This is a genomic window from Pseudomonas fluorescens, from assembly GCF_902497625.1.
GTDB classification, from domain to species: Bacteria; Pseudomonadota; Gammaproteobacteria; order Pseudomonadales; family Pseudomonadaceae; genus Aquipseudomonas; species Aquipseudomonas fluorescens_BQ.
Window position 1 is genome coordinate 69,445 of sequence record NZ_CABVGX010000015.1, and the last position, 15,151, is coordinate 84,595.

The window sequence follows — 15,151 nt, forward strand, 5'->3', positions numbered from 1 at the left end:
TTTGCCCTTTCGCGTAGAGGCGACGGACCAGCCCCCATTGATAGCCAGTTGCGTGTTTCACTGCGAGTTTGAGTTTATTCACTCCTTTGCCGATGGCAATTGGCGCATGGGTATCATAGATGTGCTGAACAGGGAGTGATGCATGGTTGCAGGGCATCGTGCACAGGCGTCAGGCCAGCAACCCATGTAATGCAATCGTAAGACCGCTTGTGGCCGTTTTCTACCTGTGGTCAAGGGCCGAAATTGACCGTAAGCCGAGCCAAGGTCAGCGAATGAGACTGCGAATAACGGCGTTTATGGTAAATCTCTGATTTCTTACGGGAGCTAGTCAATATCTGCGAAGAACGCGCTCACTCCAGCGTCATCCGCGCCTATCGATTAAGCTCGGGCACTTTTTGAATGCAGTTCGTACCGGGACGAGAACCAATCAGCCGTTCCCCCTTACAAGCGTTATGCGCACGCGTTCTTCCTTTAGGCCAGAGATACCAAAGATGGGTAAATTTCCCGGCGCAAGCCAAGCAGTCTATGAGGCCGCTATCAGAGGCGATTTTCACCAAATCAACGCCTTAGTAGCTGCGGGTGCAAATCTTAATGGTTTAAATAGTAACGGTGACACACTGTTGCAAGAGATGGTGTTTTGGCTAGCTGAGGATCAAAGCCAACTTTGTGGTGAGATTCTGCGCTTGTTACTACAGCTTGGGGCAGATCCCAACATCCTCGGCGACGAAGGTTCTTCTGCGCTGACAGCAGCGATGTTGTGCATGGATTCGGAGCTGCTGGGGATACTTCTTAGCGCAGGTGCCGACCCGAACCAGCCCAAGGGCCTCTGTGAGTCGGATAGCTTTTACGACTGGGCTGAACTCGATTACTGCTACAACGTATGGATGCGCGATAACGAGGAGTTTGAGTTAATGAGTCCACCTGAAGAACCTACCGATGCAGACCAAGTATCGGAGGAGTCCTATTTGGATTACTTGGATCGGATGGCAGTCAAGTACGGGGTCCGCCGGCCCGATCATCTCTTCCTACTGCGAAGTTATGGGGCGAAGTCAGCGCATGAAATCAAGGGTTAGAAGCAGGTTCTCGTGGTACTTGTGTAATCAACAGACTAGGAATTTGCGTAGGAATGCGATTATTGCTCCAGCCCCGACTGTCAAACGTGTTCTAAAACATTTTTACACAGCCTCGGCCGTTTTCTGCCCGTCATGGTTGCGGAACGTGTAGGTCCAGTCCGATGCAAATAGTTGGTCAAGTCAGTGCAATTACCCAGCAGGAATGTGATTTGAGGTTATGGCAGTAAGAACACTCCTCACGAGACATTTTTCTTGCCTTGCACGGCACAGCAACCAGCAGCATGTATGCCCCTGTGTATGCCTTGAGTCATAGAGGCACGTCAAGCCCAATAATTACTGGCACATCACCGACCAGTTCAAACGGCCCCGGCCCACCAAACACGAAGCAAAACAAAACCCGCCAAGCGCGGGTTTTGTTGCATCTGGGATCTGGTGATTCCCCTTTCGATTGACGTCCCACTGAATGTTCAGCACCATGGCTAATAGAAATCATTTTGCCACCACTCGATCCATGCCCGCTTTCCAGCAGTGCACCCCAACGTCCTCACCCTCGCTCCCGAATACGGAAATTCAATGAAAACTCCTCAATTTTTGCTCCCCCTCTCCTGCTTTCTCGCCCTGTCGCTTTTGACCGGTTGCGCCGCGTCCGTAAAAAGCGGTGGCACTGAGACTCTGGCCATTCAGCAATCGGCGAAGCAAAATCTGATGGTCAGTTTCCAGGGAAACAGCAAGGTTCAGCAAAACGAAGACTGGCCTCTCTTGCAGCGTGAATGGAGTGAAGCCCTTCAGGCTGAAGCCGTCCGCGCGGGCTATGCCCTTACCCAGACTCCAACTGTGAGCGCCAACAACAAGGAGGGGGTCGGGATCATCATCAACGTGACCAATTTCCGCTACCTGACTCCTGGCGCACGTTATGGCGCGGGCGTTATGGTCGGCAATGCCTGGGTCAATTCGAGCGCTGATTTTACAGATCTGAAATCTGGAAGCTTGATTGGCACCCGGACATACGACACGTCCTCATCGGCGTGGGAAGGTGTGATGTCGGCGATGACTAAAGAGCAGGTCGAGGCCATCGCTCAGCAAATCATCAGCGACATCAAGAACGCTAAGGCCAAGTAGCACCCCTCCCGCGCGATTGATTGCCCAAACACAAAACCCGCCCAGTGCGGGTTTTGTTGCATCCGGGGGTTGGTCAGGCGAAGTCATGCAGGGCGTTTTTTTGCAGGAGCGAAGCTTGCGCGCGAAGCCGGTATATCATCAACGTTGAGGGGGAATGCCACTCCGAATCCCGCGCCAGCTTGCTCCTATAAAGGTTCGGGGTTCAGACGACGTTCAGCTCAACATCCACCCCATCGCGCGTCATGCGCGAGTACGGGCAGATCTGATGCGCGGCCTCTGCCAGCTCTCGCTTGACACTCTCCTCCAGCCCGGGAAAATTGACGTTCAATCTCACCGCCAGCTGAAAATTGCCGTCGCCGGTTTTGCCCAGATCAACCTCGGCGTCCACCGATGTATCCTCCGGCAACTTGATCTTCATTTTGCCAGCCGCGACTTGAATCGCGCCGATGAAACAGGCGGAGTAACCCAGCGCGAACAGTTGCTCGGGATTAGTCCCCGGCTTGCCCGAACCCGGCGAACTGAATTTCACATCCAGCTCGCCGTCGCTGGATTTGCCGGTGCCGGTGCGGCCGCCGACAGTGTGGGTTTTTGCGGTATACAGAACGGATTCCAGTGCAGTGCTCATTACGATGACTCCTGATCGAGACGGGTAAGGAGGGGCCGGAACAGGTCGTCTTTTGTCGGCAGCTCCGAGCGTTCAAGCGTAGCAGTGAGTCGCCGGCTCTCAAGTACGCCAGTCGGAATCATCGGGACAAAATAAAGGCACTTGCCTGGGGCGCAAGTGCCTTTTCATACAGCCTGGAACGTTATCGCGACATCATGAACGTATCGTACTCAAGATCTTCCAACGCCTTCGACAACCGCTGCAACCCCAACAGCACACACACCAGCAACGACAGCGTAAACCCATAACCGAAGAAGCTTGGGCCCAGGTACATGCTGAGCAGGGTCAGTACGCCGTTCAACACCGCAAACAGCACACACAGCTCCAGCACCACGGTGCGTTTGTCGAGGTAGAAGAACACGTTGAGCAAGGCCATGAACACCACCTGAATGCTCACGCCGATCAGGTCGATGTAGAACAGCGGCAGGTAGTAACTGGAGATGCCCAGCCAGTCCAGCAGACGTGGGGCGAACAGGAACAACAGCACCACCGTGAGACCTTGAACCTTGCAGATTTCCAGCAGCCCCTGACGGATCGACAGGGTCATCTCGGTTTTCAACGAACCGATGTGCTGCAGGGTTTCACCGTCGCGGATAGCGCGGAACAGACGGTCGTACCATTCGGCAAAATCGGTTTCGATGCGCACCAGGAACACCGCCATGCCGGGGATGATCGCCAGGTACGCGAGGAAAATCGGCAAGTCATACAGAATCGATGCGCGTAACGGACCGACCACGGCGTTGGAGGTGCCGGGGTTGAACCAGAACAGGAACTTGTCGATCCAGATACCGAAGTTGTAGAAGAAACCGGTGGCCAACAGGCTCAGGAAAACCTGGCGGCGATCGAGGAAATCGAAGGCGATCAGTTTCTCGGCGCGGTACTCGCGCAGGATGTCGTAGAGGAACAGGAACAGCAGCGTGCTGTGCCCGATCAACAACGCCAGCAGCAAGCCCGGCATCTGCAGGAAGCTCAGCACGTAGGCGCTCGCCACCATCAGCGTGTAGCCCACCAGCATCACCAGCAGAATGCGGTTGTAGGCTTTCATCCCCGACAGGAAGATGATCACCAGCCACAGGTTGCACAGCACCACAAAGTTCGCCAGCACCAGCAGGCGGTAGATCAGCGGCTGGTCGAACAGCAGAGCCAGCACGATGATGCCCAGCACGCCGGCGGCGATCGTGACCAGCAGCAGAATGCCCAGCAAGTTCGGCAGAATCTGCTCGTACTTGTGCTCGAACAGACGGTCGGAAACGAAGCGGGTGAAGAACAACTGCAGGCCGCCCGTGAGGATCAGCGATGTCGCCATCAGGTACGTGACCGTGACCAGAAACTGTCCGACCAATGCGTTCGGCAACAGCAAGCCCAGGCTGATGATCCCCACCAGCATCACGCTGATGATCGACAATACCCACGGCCCGGAGCTGATCAGACCGGCATACACGTAAGCGTGCAGGGTCGAGGTGTAGGAGTCGCGCGAAAGTATTTTGCGCAGCTCGAAGCCAATACCGGCCATTTAACTGTTCTCCATGGCTGCTTTATACAAGTCGCGATAACGCTGCAGCATCAAGGCTTCGGTGTAGTAACGGGTGACGCGCAACAAGCCGCTGGCCTGAGCCGCCTGCCAGCGTTGCGGGCTGCGCAACAGCTCGAGGATCGCCGCGCTGGTGGCTTGTGGATCGGCAATCGCCACCACTTTACCGGCGACGCCGAGGTCACGGTCTTCAGCACTGCCGCCTTCGATCAGCTCGCGGCACGAGCCGACGTCACTGCTGACCACCGGCGTACCGGCCGCCCACGCTTCGAGGATCACCAGCGGCTGCGCTTCACTGATCGAGGTCAGCACCATCAAGCCGAGTTTTGGCAGGATTTCCTGGATGCGCTGGAAGCCGAGAAAATGCACCTTGCCCTCCAGGCCCAGACTGGCCATCAGGCTGCGGCATTCGCTGACGTATTCCGGGTCTTCCTCTTCCGGACCGACGATCCAGCCTTCGGCTTGCGGCATCGCACTGATCACGCCACGCATGGCTCGCAGGAAAGTCTTCACGTCCTTGATCGGCACCACACGCCCGATCAGACCGACCACCGGTGCGATGCCAGGCTCGCGGGCTTGCAGCGCGGAGGTCCACTGCGGCAAGTCGATCCCGTTGGGGATCACTTGAGTGCGGCTCGGCTCGGCGCCGTCCTTGATCTGCCGCTGACGGTTGCCGTCATACAGCGAAATAATGTTGTCGGCGCTGTTGTAGGTCAACTGGCCGATGCGCTCGAAGAAGCGTACCCACAAGGTGCGGATGTAACCCGAACCGGCATCGAGGCTACGGTTCAAGGCTTGCCCGGAACTCTCGGCAATCCAGCTGGCCTGGGCCAGATCGATCTTGCGTTCCTTGGTGTAAATGCCGTGCTCGCTGAGCAGGTAGGTGCAGTTCCAGCGCTTCTTGAGGATGCAGCCCAACAGCCCGGCGTAGCCGGTGGAAATCGAGTGCAACACACGCGCCCGCGGCATTTTGCGCGACGCTTCGGCGAGCATCAGCAGCGGCGACTGCATGGTGCGCAGGGTCCAGAAATAGTTGACGAAGGACGGGTCGGCGCAATGCTGCGCATAACCTTCGCTCAAGGCTTCCCAACTGGCGCGGCTGCGCAACACGTCGTCGAGGGTCATGTCACCCTGCGCGATGCGGTCGAGCAGACGCTCACCAAGTTCCGGCTCCGGCAATTCCGGGTGATGCAGGAAGCGATAGAGATCCGCCAGCTGTTGCTTGTCAGCTTCGCGCGGCGTGCCGATCGTGTGCGTCGGGTGCACCGCGCTTTCGATGAACATCTCTTCGATGTGCACGACGTTGGCCGGCACGTCGTAACGGCGTTCGCCGTAAGCCGAACGCTGGCCGCCAATGAAGGCCACCGAAAACGTCAGTTCCGGCAGGCCCAGTATCATCTGATGGATCCAGCTCGACACGCCGCCGCGCACATACGGCCAGGTACCTTCGAGGAGCAGACAGATGTCCGCTACCGGTGCCTCTTCCTTGTGATTCATGTCCAGCTCCTCACCAGCTCAGCGAACGGTGGACGCTGGCGGGTTTTCTCGGGAAGGCTGGCGAGCAGACCCGGAATTTCGTGATAGCGGCCGGCTTCGAACGCCAGTTCGGCGCGGAACGGCAGGATTTGTGCTGCGCCCATGCCGTTGTCCTGGGCCTGGCCCAGCAGCACCTCGGCACGCTCGATGTCACCACGCTCCAAAGCAATGCGTCCGGCCAGCAAAAACAGCTCGCCGCCCTCGCCGGCCTGCAAGCCTTGCTTGGCATGGTCGCTGGCTTGGTCAAGCACGTGATCCAGCACGCTGCCCTGCGCCAGGCCAAGGTAGGCCAGCTCCCAATACCAGCGCGCCAGCGTGCCATGCAGCGCACCGGCGGCCTTAGCGTTGGCACTGGTCAATTGCCCGAGTGCAATCTGGATGCGCAGGTTGATGTCGCTTTCCTGCTTGTCGAGCATCGAGTACGCCAGCAGACGCACGTCATCGCTCGGGTCGCCCAGCGCCAGCTTGAGGATCGGCACTGCTTCCTTGCCCGGCATGCGTCGCGTGGCGAGCAAAGCGGCGAGGCGCTGATCCGGATCCGGCGCGTGACGCAGTACGTCCTGCAAACCGCCGTCGGCGAAAATCGGCGAATGCGATTGCAGTTGCGCGCGAAACGGCAGGCTCGGAATGCCCACCGCTTGCCAGGCTTGCTTGTCGCGTTTGCGCGGCAGGTACAGCGCCGGAAAAATCGACAGTACCACGCCAATCGTACCGATCACCGGCACAAAGAACGCCAGGCTGAAAATGAACAGCGGGCTCCACGGCAACGGCGCGCGATAACGTGCCGGCAGCAACAGCCACACGGCGGCGCACAACAACGCGCACGCCAGACCGTGGCTGAGGGTGAACACCAGCAATTGTTGTAACTCGGGCGCCGGCAGCCACAGACTGGCCCAGCTGCCTGCCTCTAACAACAAGGCTCCGCTAAACAGCCACTTGCTGATCATTCAGGCCACACTCGTTGAACAGGAAATTACGCAGCCCGTCGCGTTCACAGCCAGGCTCCAGATTGAAAGGCATCACCCGCACGCCAAGGCTGTCCAGATTACTGTCGATACCAAAGTGCTCATGCAGCAACACGTTGATCCGCGCCAGATAACCTTCGGTACCTTGCGGGCTGGTCAATGGCAGCAGCACCAGCAGCAGTTGATGATCGCGGCTGTTGCGCACCGGCAAGTGCAGATCGAGACCACGCTGGCTGCGTTCCAGCAAGCGCGTCAGTTCATCGTTGGGACGGGTCATTTCAAACGCGAACAGGCCGGCTGCCAGTTTGTGTTGCTCGACATCCACCAGCGAACGCTTGAGTTGCAGGGTGAACTGCTGAGCATCGGCGTCCGGCAGTTGCAGCACTGTCTCGTCTCTGCGCAACAGGTCGGCGATGTGCCCACCCAGCAACGCGAGCAGGCTCAAAGTACGATCCTGGAAGGCGAAGAACGGCATCTGTCGAACGGCCAGAATAGCGAGCAAACGGCCTTCTGCGTCGATCAACGGGATGCACGCCTGCAGCGAAGAGAACTGCGCCGAAGTGCCTGCATCGATCAATTCCTGGCGCACGCTGACCAGCTCGCCGCGTTCCAGACACAGCTTGACCAGACCGTCTTCAGTGCCCAACGGGCCCATGATGCCGATGGTCGCCAACGCTTGCGGCATAACGTTTTCGCCACGCTCGTCAACCCGATACAGACCGGCCACACGTAATGCACCGTACTGCCCGAGCACGGCCACGATCGGATCGGCCAGCGCAGCAAGCGCATCGCCCTCGACCGGCATCACGCGCAGTTTTTCGCGCAAGCCCAGCAGCGAACTGCGCAGGCTCTGGTCGCTACCGGCGACGCGCTGTTCCAGCAAGTCGTGGGAAACGCGCAGGATCTGGTGCGCCCGAGTGAACTCGTCGAGACGATACTGGCGATAGTCGTTGGCCATCTGCAGACGCTCCAGGCGCCGTTCCCACAGATCGCGAACCTCACCCACCAGCATGCCGCAGACCAGCAAGCCGACAATGTACGAAGGCTCAAGCTCTGCATAACCTTCCTGCCCATTCAAGCGCAAGACGAACAGTGCCAGCACCAACAGGCCGGCGCTGAGCAGGCCGCGCACAAAGCCGTAACGCACGCCCAACAGCAGCGGCGCCAGAATCGGCCAAGGGAAGCCGCCGTGCATTTGCAACGGGTCTTCAGGCGTCAGCCACAAGCCCAGGCCGATAGCCCCGCCGGTGACCAGAAACGTTTCCAGCCAAGACACCGGCCCGCTGGCGCGAGGCGCCAGGGTGTAATCCATGTGCGGAGAATTCATTGCAATCACTCGAACCGAAGGGCGCCAACAAGTTTGTCGAGTACCGTTTGAGCGGTGCCCGCCAGGCTTTCACGGGACCAGCCGGCGCGCGCGCCGCTTTTGCTCCAGAGCACGCGACCAGTGCTGGCTTCCAGCACACGCAGGCTGATGCCCACTGCCGGTTCGCCATCCAGGCCATTCTTGTACTGCCACTCTTCGACGCTGCCAGCGACGACGTAATCGAGTTTCTGCTGGCGTGCCCAGTCGAGGGCGCCGGCCAGACGCTCGTTGTCGTCCATCAGCGCTTGCTCGCCTTCGGTGCTCGCCGGGTAAACCCGTGGTTGCAGACCGCGGCTGCTGAGCACGCTGAGCAGGATCTGCTCGGCGCGTTCACCGGCTTGCGGCGTTTGCGAGTAGTTGACCACCGGCACGATGCCCCACTGCGCACTGCGCGACAGGTTCGGGCTGGCTTCATCAGTGAAGCTGGCGCAGCCGGCGACGAACAGGACTGTGAGGGCCAGGCCCAGATTACGAATTGCTTGCATAGTTTTTCTCCGTAGACATTCCATGATCAGCGTCCAAACCGCACGCCGTAGCTCACACCCAGGGTCCCGCCGGCCTGACCATCCCCGCCCTGAGGCGCGGATTGGTAACCGAAGGTCAGGGCCAGTTCGTCATCACCCAGCACTTGCACGCCGATCCCGGTGTTGATGCCGTAGTTAAAAGTTTGATCCAGCCATTGCCAGCCAGCCGTTACATCCACCAGCCAGGTGTATTGCGGTTTGGTGCGCACCAGGGCGCCTGGTAGACCGCGACGCCACGAGCTGCCGACATAGAGCTGGCTGTAGGTGCTTTGCAGCAGATCGCTGGCCAGCACCGTCTCGGGGTTGTCGTTATCTTCAACACGTCGCACCGGACCACCCTGGGTGCTGGACAAGTAATCCAGCGAGCGGTCCTTGACGTCGTTGTGCTGATAATCCAGCCCGCCGCGCAGGGTCCAGTTCGGGCCTGCAAACTCCAGCGTGTGGTTGTATTCCATCTTCAGCGCCTGGCCGTTACCGAGGTCATCGCCGGCACGGGTAGAGAACGACCGCTGCGCCACTTCCCAGCTGATCTGATCACGCGCGGTGAGGCCGTGACGACCGCCGAGCCAGACGCGATCCTGCTGCCCGAAAGCGCGCATCAGGCCGCTGTCGTCACTCTTGCGATGCCAGTCGACACCGAGCTCCAGTTCGTTGCTCGGGCTGACCTGCCAGCTCCGGGAAATCCCCAGGCCATTGCGGTCATCGTCGCTGCGCTGACTGGTGTCGGCGAACAGCGTGTAGCTGCCGTTCTCGACCGGACGTTGCAGGGTCAGAGCGGCGTTGCGCTCCTCGCCAATCTCGGAAGAGACAATGTCGTCGCCTTTGTAATCGCCCTGCTCAAGCTGCAAATCGGCGTACCAGTTGTCACCCAGGTTGTGAGCGATCTGCAGACGTGGCGCGTTGAACTCCAGACCGCCGAAATCCTGCTGATGCCAGGACAGCTGCGCGCCCTGCGGCGTGCGTTCCTGAAGCTCGACGGCCTGGCGACGCAGTTGTTCGCGCACGGCCACTGGCTGATCGTCGCCGAGTGCCGACAGGCTGGTGTCAAGCGCTTCGCCAAGACGACCCAGACGATTGAGGGCCTGCGCACGCTGCGCCGGGTTCAGATCGCTGCTAGCCAACAAGGCTTCAACCTGATCTTTGTTGCGGCTGCGCAAGGCCTGCTGAATCTGCTCGTAGCGCTCGACTTTCAAGCCCTGGCTACGCGCCCATTCCAGCCATGCATCTTTCTGCGATTCCTGGTTGGTCGCGTCGAGACGCGCCAGCAAACGTTCGAACCACAATTGCAGCATCGCCGGCGAACCGTCTTTCCAGTTTTTCAGCACTTGCTGCTGCGCTTTGCGTGGCGAATAGCTGCTCGCCACCAGACGCAACCAGATTGCATAGCGCTGGGACGACGGTTCGATGTTTTCGCCTTCAGGGCTGCGCAGCAATTTCAGGCGCAGACGCTGAGCGGCGTCCTGATAACCGGCGCTGTCGAGTGCATCGGCATAAGCCGCGCGAACCAGCCAGTCGTTAGGACTGCTTTTGAGGTACAGGCGATACCAGGCCAATGCTTCGGCGTCGCGGCCGAGCATCTGGCTCGCACTGGCGAACGGCAACCACAACACGCGGTCCTCACGAGCCTGCGAGCGCCATTGGCTCAACAGCGGCTTGAGTTTGGCGGTGTTGCCTTGATCGACGTACAGCCACATCAAGCGTTCGCGGAACAGGTTGTCAGCGGGAAAGCGCTCCAGGCCGAGCAAGTACAAGCGCTCGGCTTCTTCAGGCTGACCTTGCTGCACCGCCAGGGCACCGCGAATCGCCAGCACCTGGGCTTGCTCGTAAGCGGCCGGGAACTGTTGCGCATCCTCAAGCAAGGCAACCACTTGCGGCCAGTCGTTCAAATCCTGAGCTTGCTGAAGCGCTTCGACCAGGCGTTGCGGATCCCGCGTACGCTGCCAGCTGGCAATCGTCAGTTTCAGAGCGCGCTGCGGATCGCGGGTGCGGTACAGGGTAATCAGTTGGCTTTCGTCGCCGCTGGTCAACTTGCCATTGAGCGCCAGCACTTTCTCCAGGGAGACACGCAAGTCTTCGTCGCGTTCCAGGTCCCACGCCAGGGACGCGCGAGTGTGCCAGTAGTCGACGTCGTCAATGCTCTGATCATCAGTCTGCACCACGCTCCACGCTGATTCGTAATCGAACAGCTTGAGGTAAGTGTTGGCCCAGTCAACCTGCTCGACAGTGGTGAGCTTGAAGCGCTTGGAGTAGCGCTCGTAAACCTTGGATTTCGCGTCAAACTGCCCGGTGTTTTCCAGGTTTTGCAGCAGGCGCGTCCAGCCCAGGCGATGCGCTGGGTATTTCTGCACATAGGCGCGGAACCAGGTTTCAGCTTCAGCCGGTGTGCCACGGGATTCGTGGCCGTAGTTCAGCGCATCGAGCTCGATGTCGGTCAGTGCGCGCTGGTTCATGATTTCTGCCAGCAGCGGGATCGACCGATCAAAGTCGAATTGCTGGCTGGCCAGACGCCAGGCGCGCTCGCGGGTCTGTGGATTTTCTTCCAGCTTGAGCAGACGAATCCAGTAACCCAGCGCAGCCGCGGGTTCGCCGCGCCATTCACCGAGGTGCGCCATCTGTTCGAGCAGATCCGGATCATTCGGGTAGTCGACGGTCAACTGCTGGCCCGTCTCCCAGGCACCGGCCAAATCACCGATGGCCAGGCGCATGTGGAAATCCTTCAAGGGGATTTTCGGGTTGTCCGGTTGCAGGGTCTGCCATTGTTTCAGCACACGCTGGGCCAGATCAAAACGCTTGCTGGCCACCGCGACATCAACGCCCTGCTCGAGCCACTCGGGGTCGGTTTGCGCATTGGTCAGCTTCGACAGTTCGTCGGACAGCACCTGCGCCGCCTGATCGCCCCGACCGGCAGACAGCAGGCTATTGAACGCCAGCTGCGCATATCCGCGACGCTCGCTGTCCAGCTGACTGTCCCTTTTGAGCTGCAGATAAATCTCGGCCGCACGGCCCGGCTGCTCGCCAGCCATGTACCACTGGGCAGCGGATTTGAGCGACTCGTTGCGCACCTTTGGATCGCGCCCGGCAATCTCTTCGTAGACGTTGGCCGCGAAGGCCGGGGCCTGCAAGGTCAGCGCGAGCTTCGCCAGGTTCTGCAACAACGGCACCGGCAGTTTGCGATGGTCGAAGCTTTTGAGTCGCTCGACCAAGGCTTGCTGCGCGATCAGGTCGTTGCTTTTCGCTGCGACCAACGCGTCCAGTTCCAGACGATAGTAAGCCTGGACCTCAGGTACCGGCTTGGGCCAGGCCTCCAGGTGCTGGCGCGCCTTGGTGTAGTCACCAAGACGGATCAGCAGATCGACCAGCTGCAAACGCAGGTGATCGTCATCCGGGTGCGCCGTCAGCAACAACTCGGCGTAATTCGCCGACACCGCGTCAGGCTCACGTCCATCGGGCTGGAATACTTCTTCACGCTGGAAGGTCGCCCACAGCAGACCTCCCACAGCAACCGCCACCACCGCCAGTGCCCAAGGATTGAGCAGGCGGTTACTTTTAGTTGCAGAGGAGCTGACCATTACTCACCTGCTTCATTGGTAATTTGAAAACCCACAGACCGGCGGATGCCGTGCCTGCAAAACGTTGCCCGTCCACTTCCACCCGGCAAGCACTTGCCGAACGCACCGAGAAGGTCAGATCGAACTCCCCTGCAAAGGAGAAGCTCACACGACGATCGTCCACATACCGCCAGTCCTTCAGCGGCAAATTGGCTTCTTCCAGCGCCGGCCTGCTGTCCCTTTCAGGTTGCAGAACCAGCAAAGCACGGTCGCTGCTCAGGCTGACATAACGGCCCTGAGGCAAATCGCGCACGCCGGCAACGCCTTGCGAACGCATCAGATCAGGCCAGCCCATTTGCGGATCGAGACGCACCGTGCGCAACGCGTCCATGCCGCGAATCTGCCAGGCACCGTCGGCGGTGCGCGCCAGACTGGCCTGATACAGGCCGTGCAGACGATCGATGTAATCGGTCATCCACAGCGACAGCGGATGCTGCTCGCGCATGAAGCCGTAGACCTCATGCATGGCCTTGATGGAGGCCTGCTTGGTGCTGGAATAAAAGTGGTAATAAAGGTGCAGGCCGCGCAGGCGGCGTGGGCTGTCAGTCAACTCGAAGGTTTCGATCAAATCGCGAAAGCCGTAATACGGCCCCTTCCACAAGTTGGTGTAGAGGTTCTCGTTGATGATCGGCGCGTAATACTGCAACCCCCCTGCGGTAGGACGCAGCAGCGGGTTCAGACCGGTCAGGGACGGGTCTGCCTTGGTCATGATGGTTTCGGCGCCGTTGACGTTTTTCAGGCCAGCGTCGTAGGCCAGTTTCAAGGTCGCCGCCGAAGGCAGCGCATCGCCCGGCCAGAACACCATCTTCACCGGTTTTTCCGGGGTGGTGAGCTGCTGGTTGATGTAGTCGCGCGAACCGAAAATCTCGCGACGGAAATCGATTTTGTCGTAACCGGGAATCTTCATGTTCAACCCGTATTCCGGATTGAAGTTCTCACGTTTCTGCGCCTTTTCCGGCTGCATGAAAAACGGATGACTGAAGGTGTGGGTAGCCACTTCCACTTTTGGATTGGCGAACAATTCGCGGGCAATCGGCTCAAGCTCACGCGCCAGGTGCGGGAAGGCACCGCGCGGGGAAATTTCGCCTTCGACGATCGACACCGACGTCAGGAAGGGGTTGGGCTTGATGTAATCTTCCAGCGTGTGACGACCCGCGTAGGGCGTGCCGCGCACTTCCGCGCGGGACGGAAAACCGTCGCCGTCGATGTGCACGGTGGCAATGCGGCGGCCGTTTTCGGTGGTGGTGTCCGGGCGCGGCTGAGCCGGCAGACGCAGCGTCGCCTGCAGGAAGGCGAACGGATCGAGAATCCAGCGACTGCGCTCGTTGTTCATTTCCAGGACGTAAGGCGCCAGAGCCAGGCCACCCCACTCACCGACGACTACCGGGTTGTAGGTCTCACCGCCCTCATTGGTCAGCGTCAGTGCCGAGGTGGGCCCGTTTGGCAGTACGGCAACAGCGGTCAGGTCACGGGATCGTGGGACCACCGGTGCTTCGAACGCTCCGAGCAGCGCCTTGTCTTGATGAGAGACAGTCAGCACTTGCGTGGCCGGAGGCGCATCGCGCTTGAGGCCCATGCGCTTGAGCAGAAGCTTGTCTTCGACCGGCAGGCCCGCGAGAAATACCACCGGTACTTTTTCGTCCAGGCGCGCGTTGAGCCAGCGGTTGAACGCCGGGCTGTCCTGCGGCGGGCCGCTGGTCATCCAGGTGATCACACCCGCGTACAAGCCGCTGAAACTGTAATCCGGCATGGCGCTATCGGCAGGCAGATAGTCGACGCGGTAACCGAGGTATTCCAGCAAGCCACCAACGTAGCTGTGACCGGCGTTCGTGGCCAGATCACCTTCGCGCGGGTCGAACACCATAGCGATGCGGCGCGGCTGCACTTCGATGTTGCTGATGCCCATCGAATTCAGATCAGGGGTGCCGATGAACGGGATGAACCCCTCGTCGCGCAGACGTTTGGCCAGCTTGCGTGCTTCTTCACGACGCTCCGGCGGCAGGTAATCGATTGCCACCAACGGAATGCCTTTGGCACGCAGCGGTTTCAGGTGAGTTTCAAGCCACTCGCGATCGGACTCCGACACCGGGCGATAACGCTTGGCCGAAGCATCCCAACCAGCATGGATGGACTCGACCGCCACGGCGGCAGCAACGCCATCGAGGTCGGGCAGCACTTCAAAACCGCGGTTGAAAAACAGTTTCAACTTCGGTTCGCGCTGGTGCAGTTCACGCAGGAAACTGGCGAGTGCAAGGCGCTGCGCTTCTCGCGAGTCTTGCGGCAACAGCTGGAAACTGTCGAGGGTGTCGAGGAACAGGCCCGCGTAACCTTCAGCCTGTAAGGCTTTGGCGGCACCAAACAAGTGCTCCCGCCAGGCCGGCGAGGCCAGGTCCATGACCTGGCTGTCCCAGGAATCATTACGCACCGGGCTCACGGCTTTCGCCAGGCCGGCCTTGTCAATCTCGGCTTTACTGCCGCTGAACTCGCCCACCGATAGATAGGCGAACGGCTGACTCCCCAGCTTGCGCAGAGTTTTCACGTCGCCGGCCGCCATATGGCCCGGCTCGACCACCGCCCAGTCGAACTGGGAAAGCTCCGGAATGGGTGGTTGATCGGCGTACCAGAAGCCGACGCTGGAAGGTTGCGGCAATGCTGCAGCTTGTACGGCCGGCCCGCTCACGATGAGCGCCAGTGCGGCAAACAGCCGTTGGACGGCCGCGCGGACACGCGTCCTGCGAAAAACGATTTCCATAACTCACTCTTGA

The 15,151-nt window shown here is 59.7% G+C and carries 10 protein-coding genes and 1 pseudogene; 3 read left to right on the forward strand and 8 right to left on the reverse strand.

Annotated elements, in window-relative coordinates:
• Nucleotides 1–25: 25 nt before the first annotated feature.
• The 3 genes and pseudogenes from F8N12_RS11555 to F8N12_RS11565 all read left to right on the forward strand — a co-directional run.
• A pseudogene (locus tag F8N12_RS11555) lies at nucleotides 26–112 on the forward strand (Fic family protein); the annotation flags it as partial.
• Between the two features lie 379 nt (nucleotides 113–491).
• Complete coding sequence (locus F8N12_RS11560) at nucleotides 492–1,073, forward strand: ankyrin repeat domain-containing protein (RefSeq protein ID WP_150580549.1); 582 nt, start codon at nucleotides 492–494, stop codon at nucleotides 1,071–1,073.
• Nucleotides 1,074–1,646: 573 nt separating this feature from the next.
• Nucleotides 1,647–2,192, forward strand: a complete 546-nt coding sequence (locus F8N12_RS11565; protein WP_150580550.1) for a DUF4410 domain-containing protein — start codon at nucleotides 1,647–1,649, stop codon at nucleotides 2,190–2,192.
• Nucleotides 2,193–2,394: 202 nt separating this feature from the next.
• Here F8N12_RS11565 and F8N12_RS11570 read toward each other — a convergent pair whose 3' ends face one another.
• From F8N12_RS11570 to F8N12_RS11605, 8 genes are all read right to left on the reverse strand, one after another.
• The gene (locus F8N12_RS11570) at nucleotides 2,395–2,817 is read right to left on the reverse strand and encodes an organic hydroperoxide resistance protein (protein ID WP_150580551.1); all 423 of its coding nucleotides are present in this window, start codon (nucleotides 2,815–2,817) and stop codon (nucleotides 2,395–2,397) included.
• Between the two features lie 181 nt (nucleotides 2,818–2,998).
• Nucleotides 2,999–4,369 (reverse strand): exopolysaccharide Pel transporter PelG, encoded by a 1,371-nt coding sequence (gene pelG / locus F8N12_RS11575; RefSeq protein WP_150580552.1) that lies wholly within the window; start codon nucleotides 4,367–4,369, stop codon nucleotides 2,999–3,001.
• Nucleotides 4,370–5,884 (reverse strand): GT4 family glycosyltransferase PelF, encoded by a 1,515-nt coding sequence (gene pelF, locus F8N12_RS11580; RefSeq protein WP_150580553.1) that lies wholly within the window; start codon nucleotides 5,882–5,884, stop codon nucleotides 4,370–4,372. It lies immediately after the preceding gene.
• Nucleotides 5,881–6,870, reverse strand: coding sequence for a HEAT repeat domain-containing protein (locus F8N12_RS11585; protein ID WP_150580554.1), 990 nt, complete (start codon nucleotides 6,868–6,870; stop codon nucleotides 5,881–5,883). The genes pelF and F8N12_RS11585 overlap by 4 nt, the downstream gene beginning before the upstream one ends.
• Nucleotides 6,848–8,215: a PelD GGDEF domain-containing protein gene (locus F8N12_RS11590; protein WP_150580555.1), complete on the reverse strand. Its 1,368-nt coding sequence runs from the start codon at nucleotides 8,213–8,215 to the stop codon at nucleotides 6,848–6,850. Before F8N12_RS11590 ends, F8N12_RS11585 begins: the two co-directional genes overlap by 23 nt.
• Nucleotides 8,216–8,220: 5 nt before the next feature.
• The gene (locus F8N12_RS11595; RefSeq protein WP_150580556.1) at nucleotides 8,221–8,739 is read right to left on the reverse strand and encodes a penicillin-binding protein activator LpoB; all 519 of its coding nucleotides are present in this window, start codon (nucleotides 8,737–8,739) and stop codon (nucleotides 8,221–8,223) included.
• Nucleotides 8,740–8,765: 26 nt separating this feature from the next.
• Nucleotides 8,766–12,347 carry a tetratricopeptide repeat protein gene (locus F8N12_RS11600; RefSeq protein ID WP_150580557.1) on the reverse strand — a complete coding sequence of 1,194 codons (3,582 nt, stop codon included), beginning with the start codon at nucleotides 12,345–12,347 and terminating at the stop codon, nucleotides 8,766–8,768.
• Nucleotides 12,325–15,138, reverse strand: a complete 2,814-nt coding sequence (locus tag F8N12_RS11605) for a bifunctional glycoside hydrolase 114/ polysaccharide deacetylase family protein (protein ID WP_150580558.1) — start codon at nucleotides 15,136–15,138, stop codon at nucleotides 12,325–12,327. The genes F8N12_RS11600 and F8N12_RS11605 overlap by 23 nt, the downstream gene beginning before the upstream one ends.
• Nucleotides 15,139–15,151: the final 13 nt, after the last annotated feature.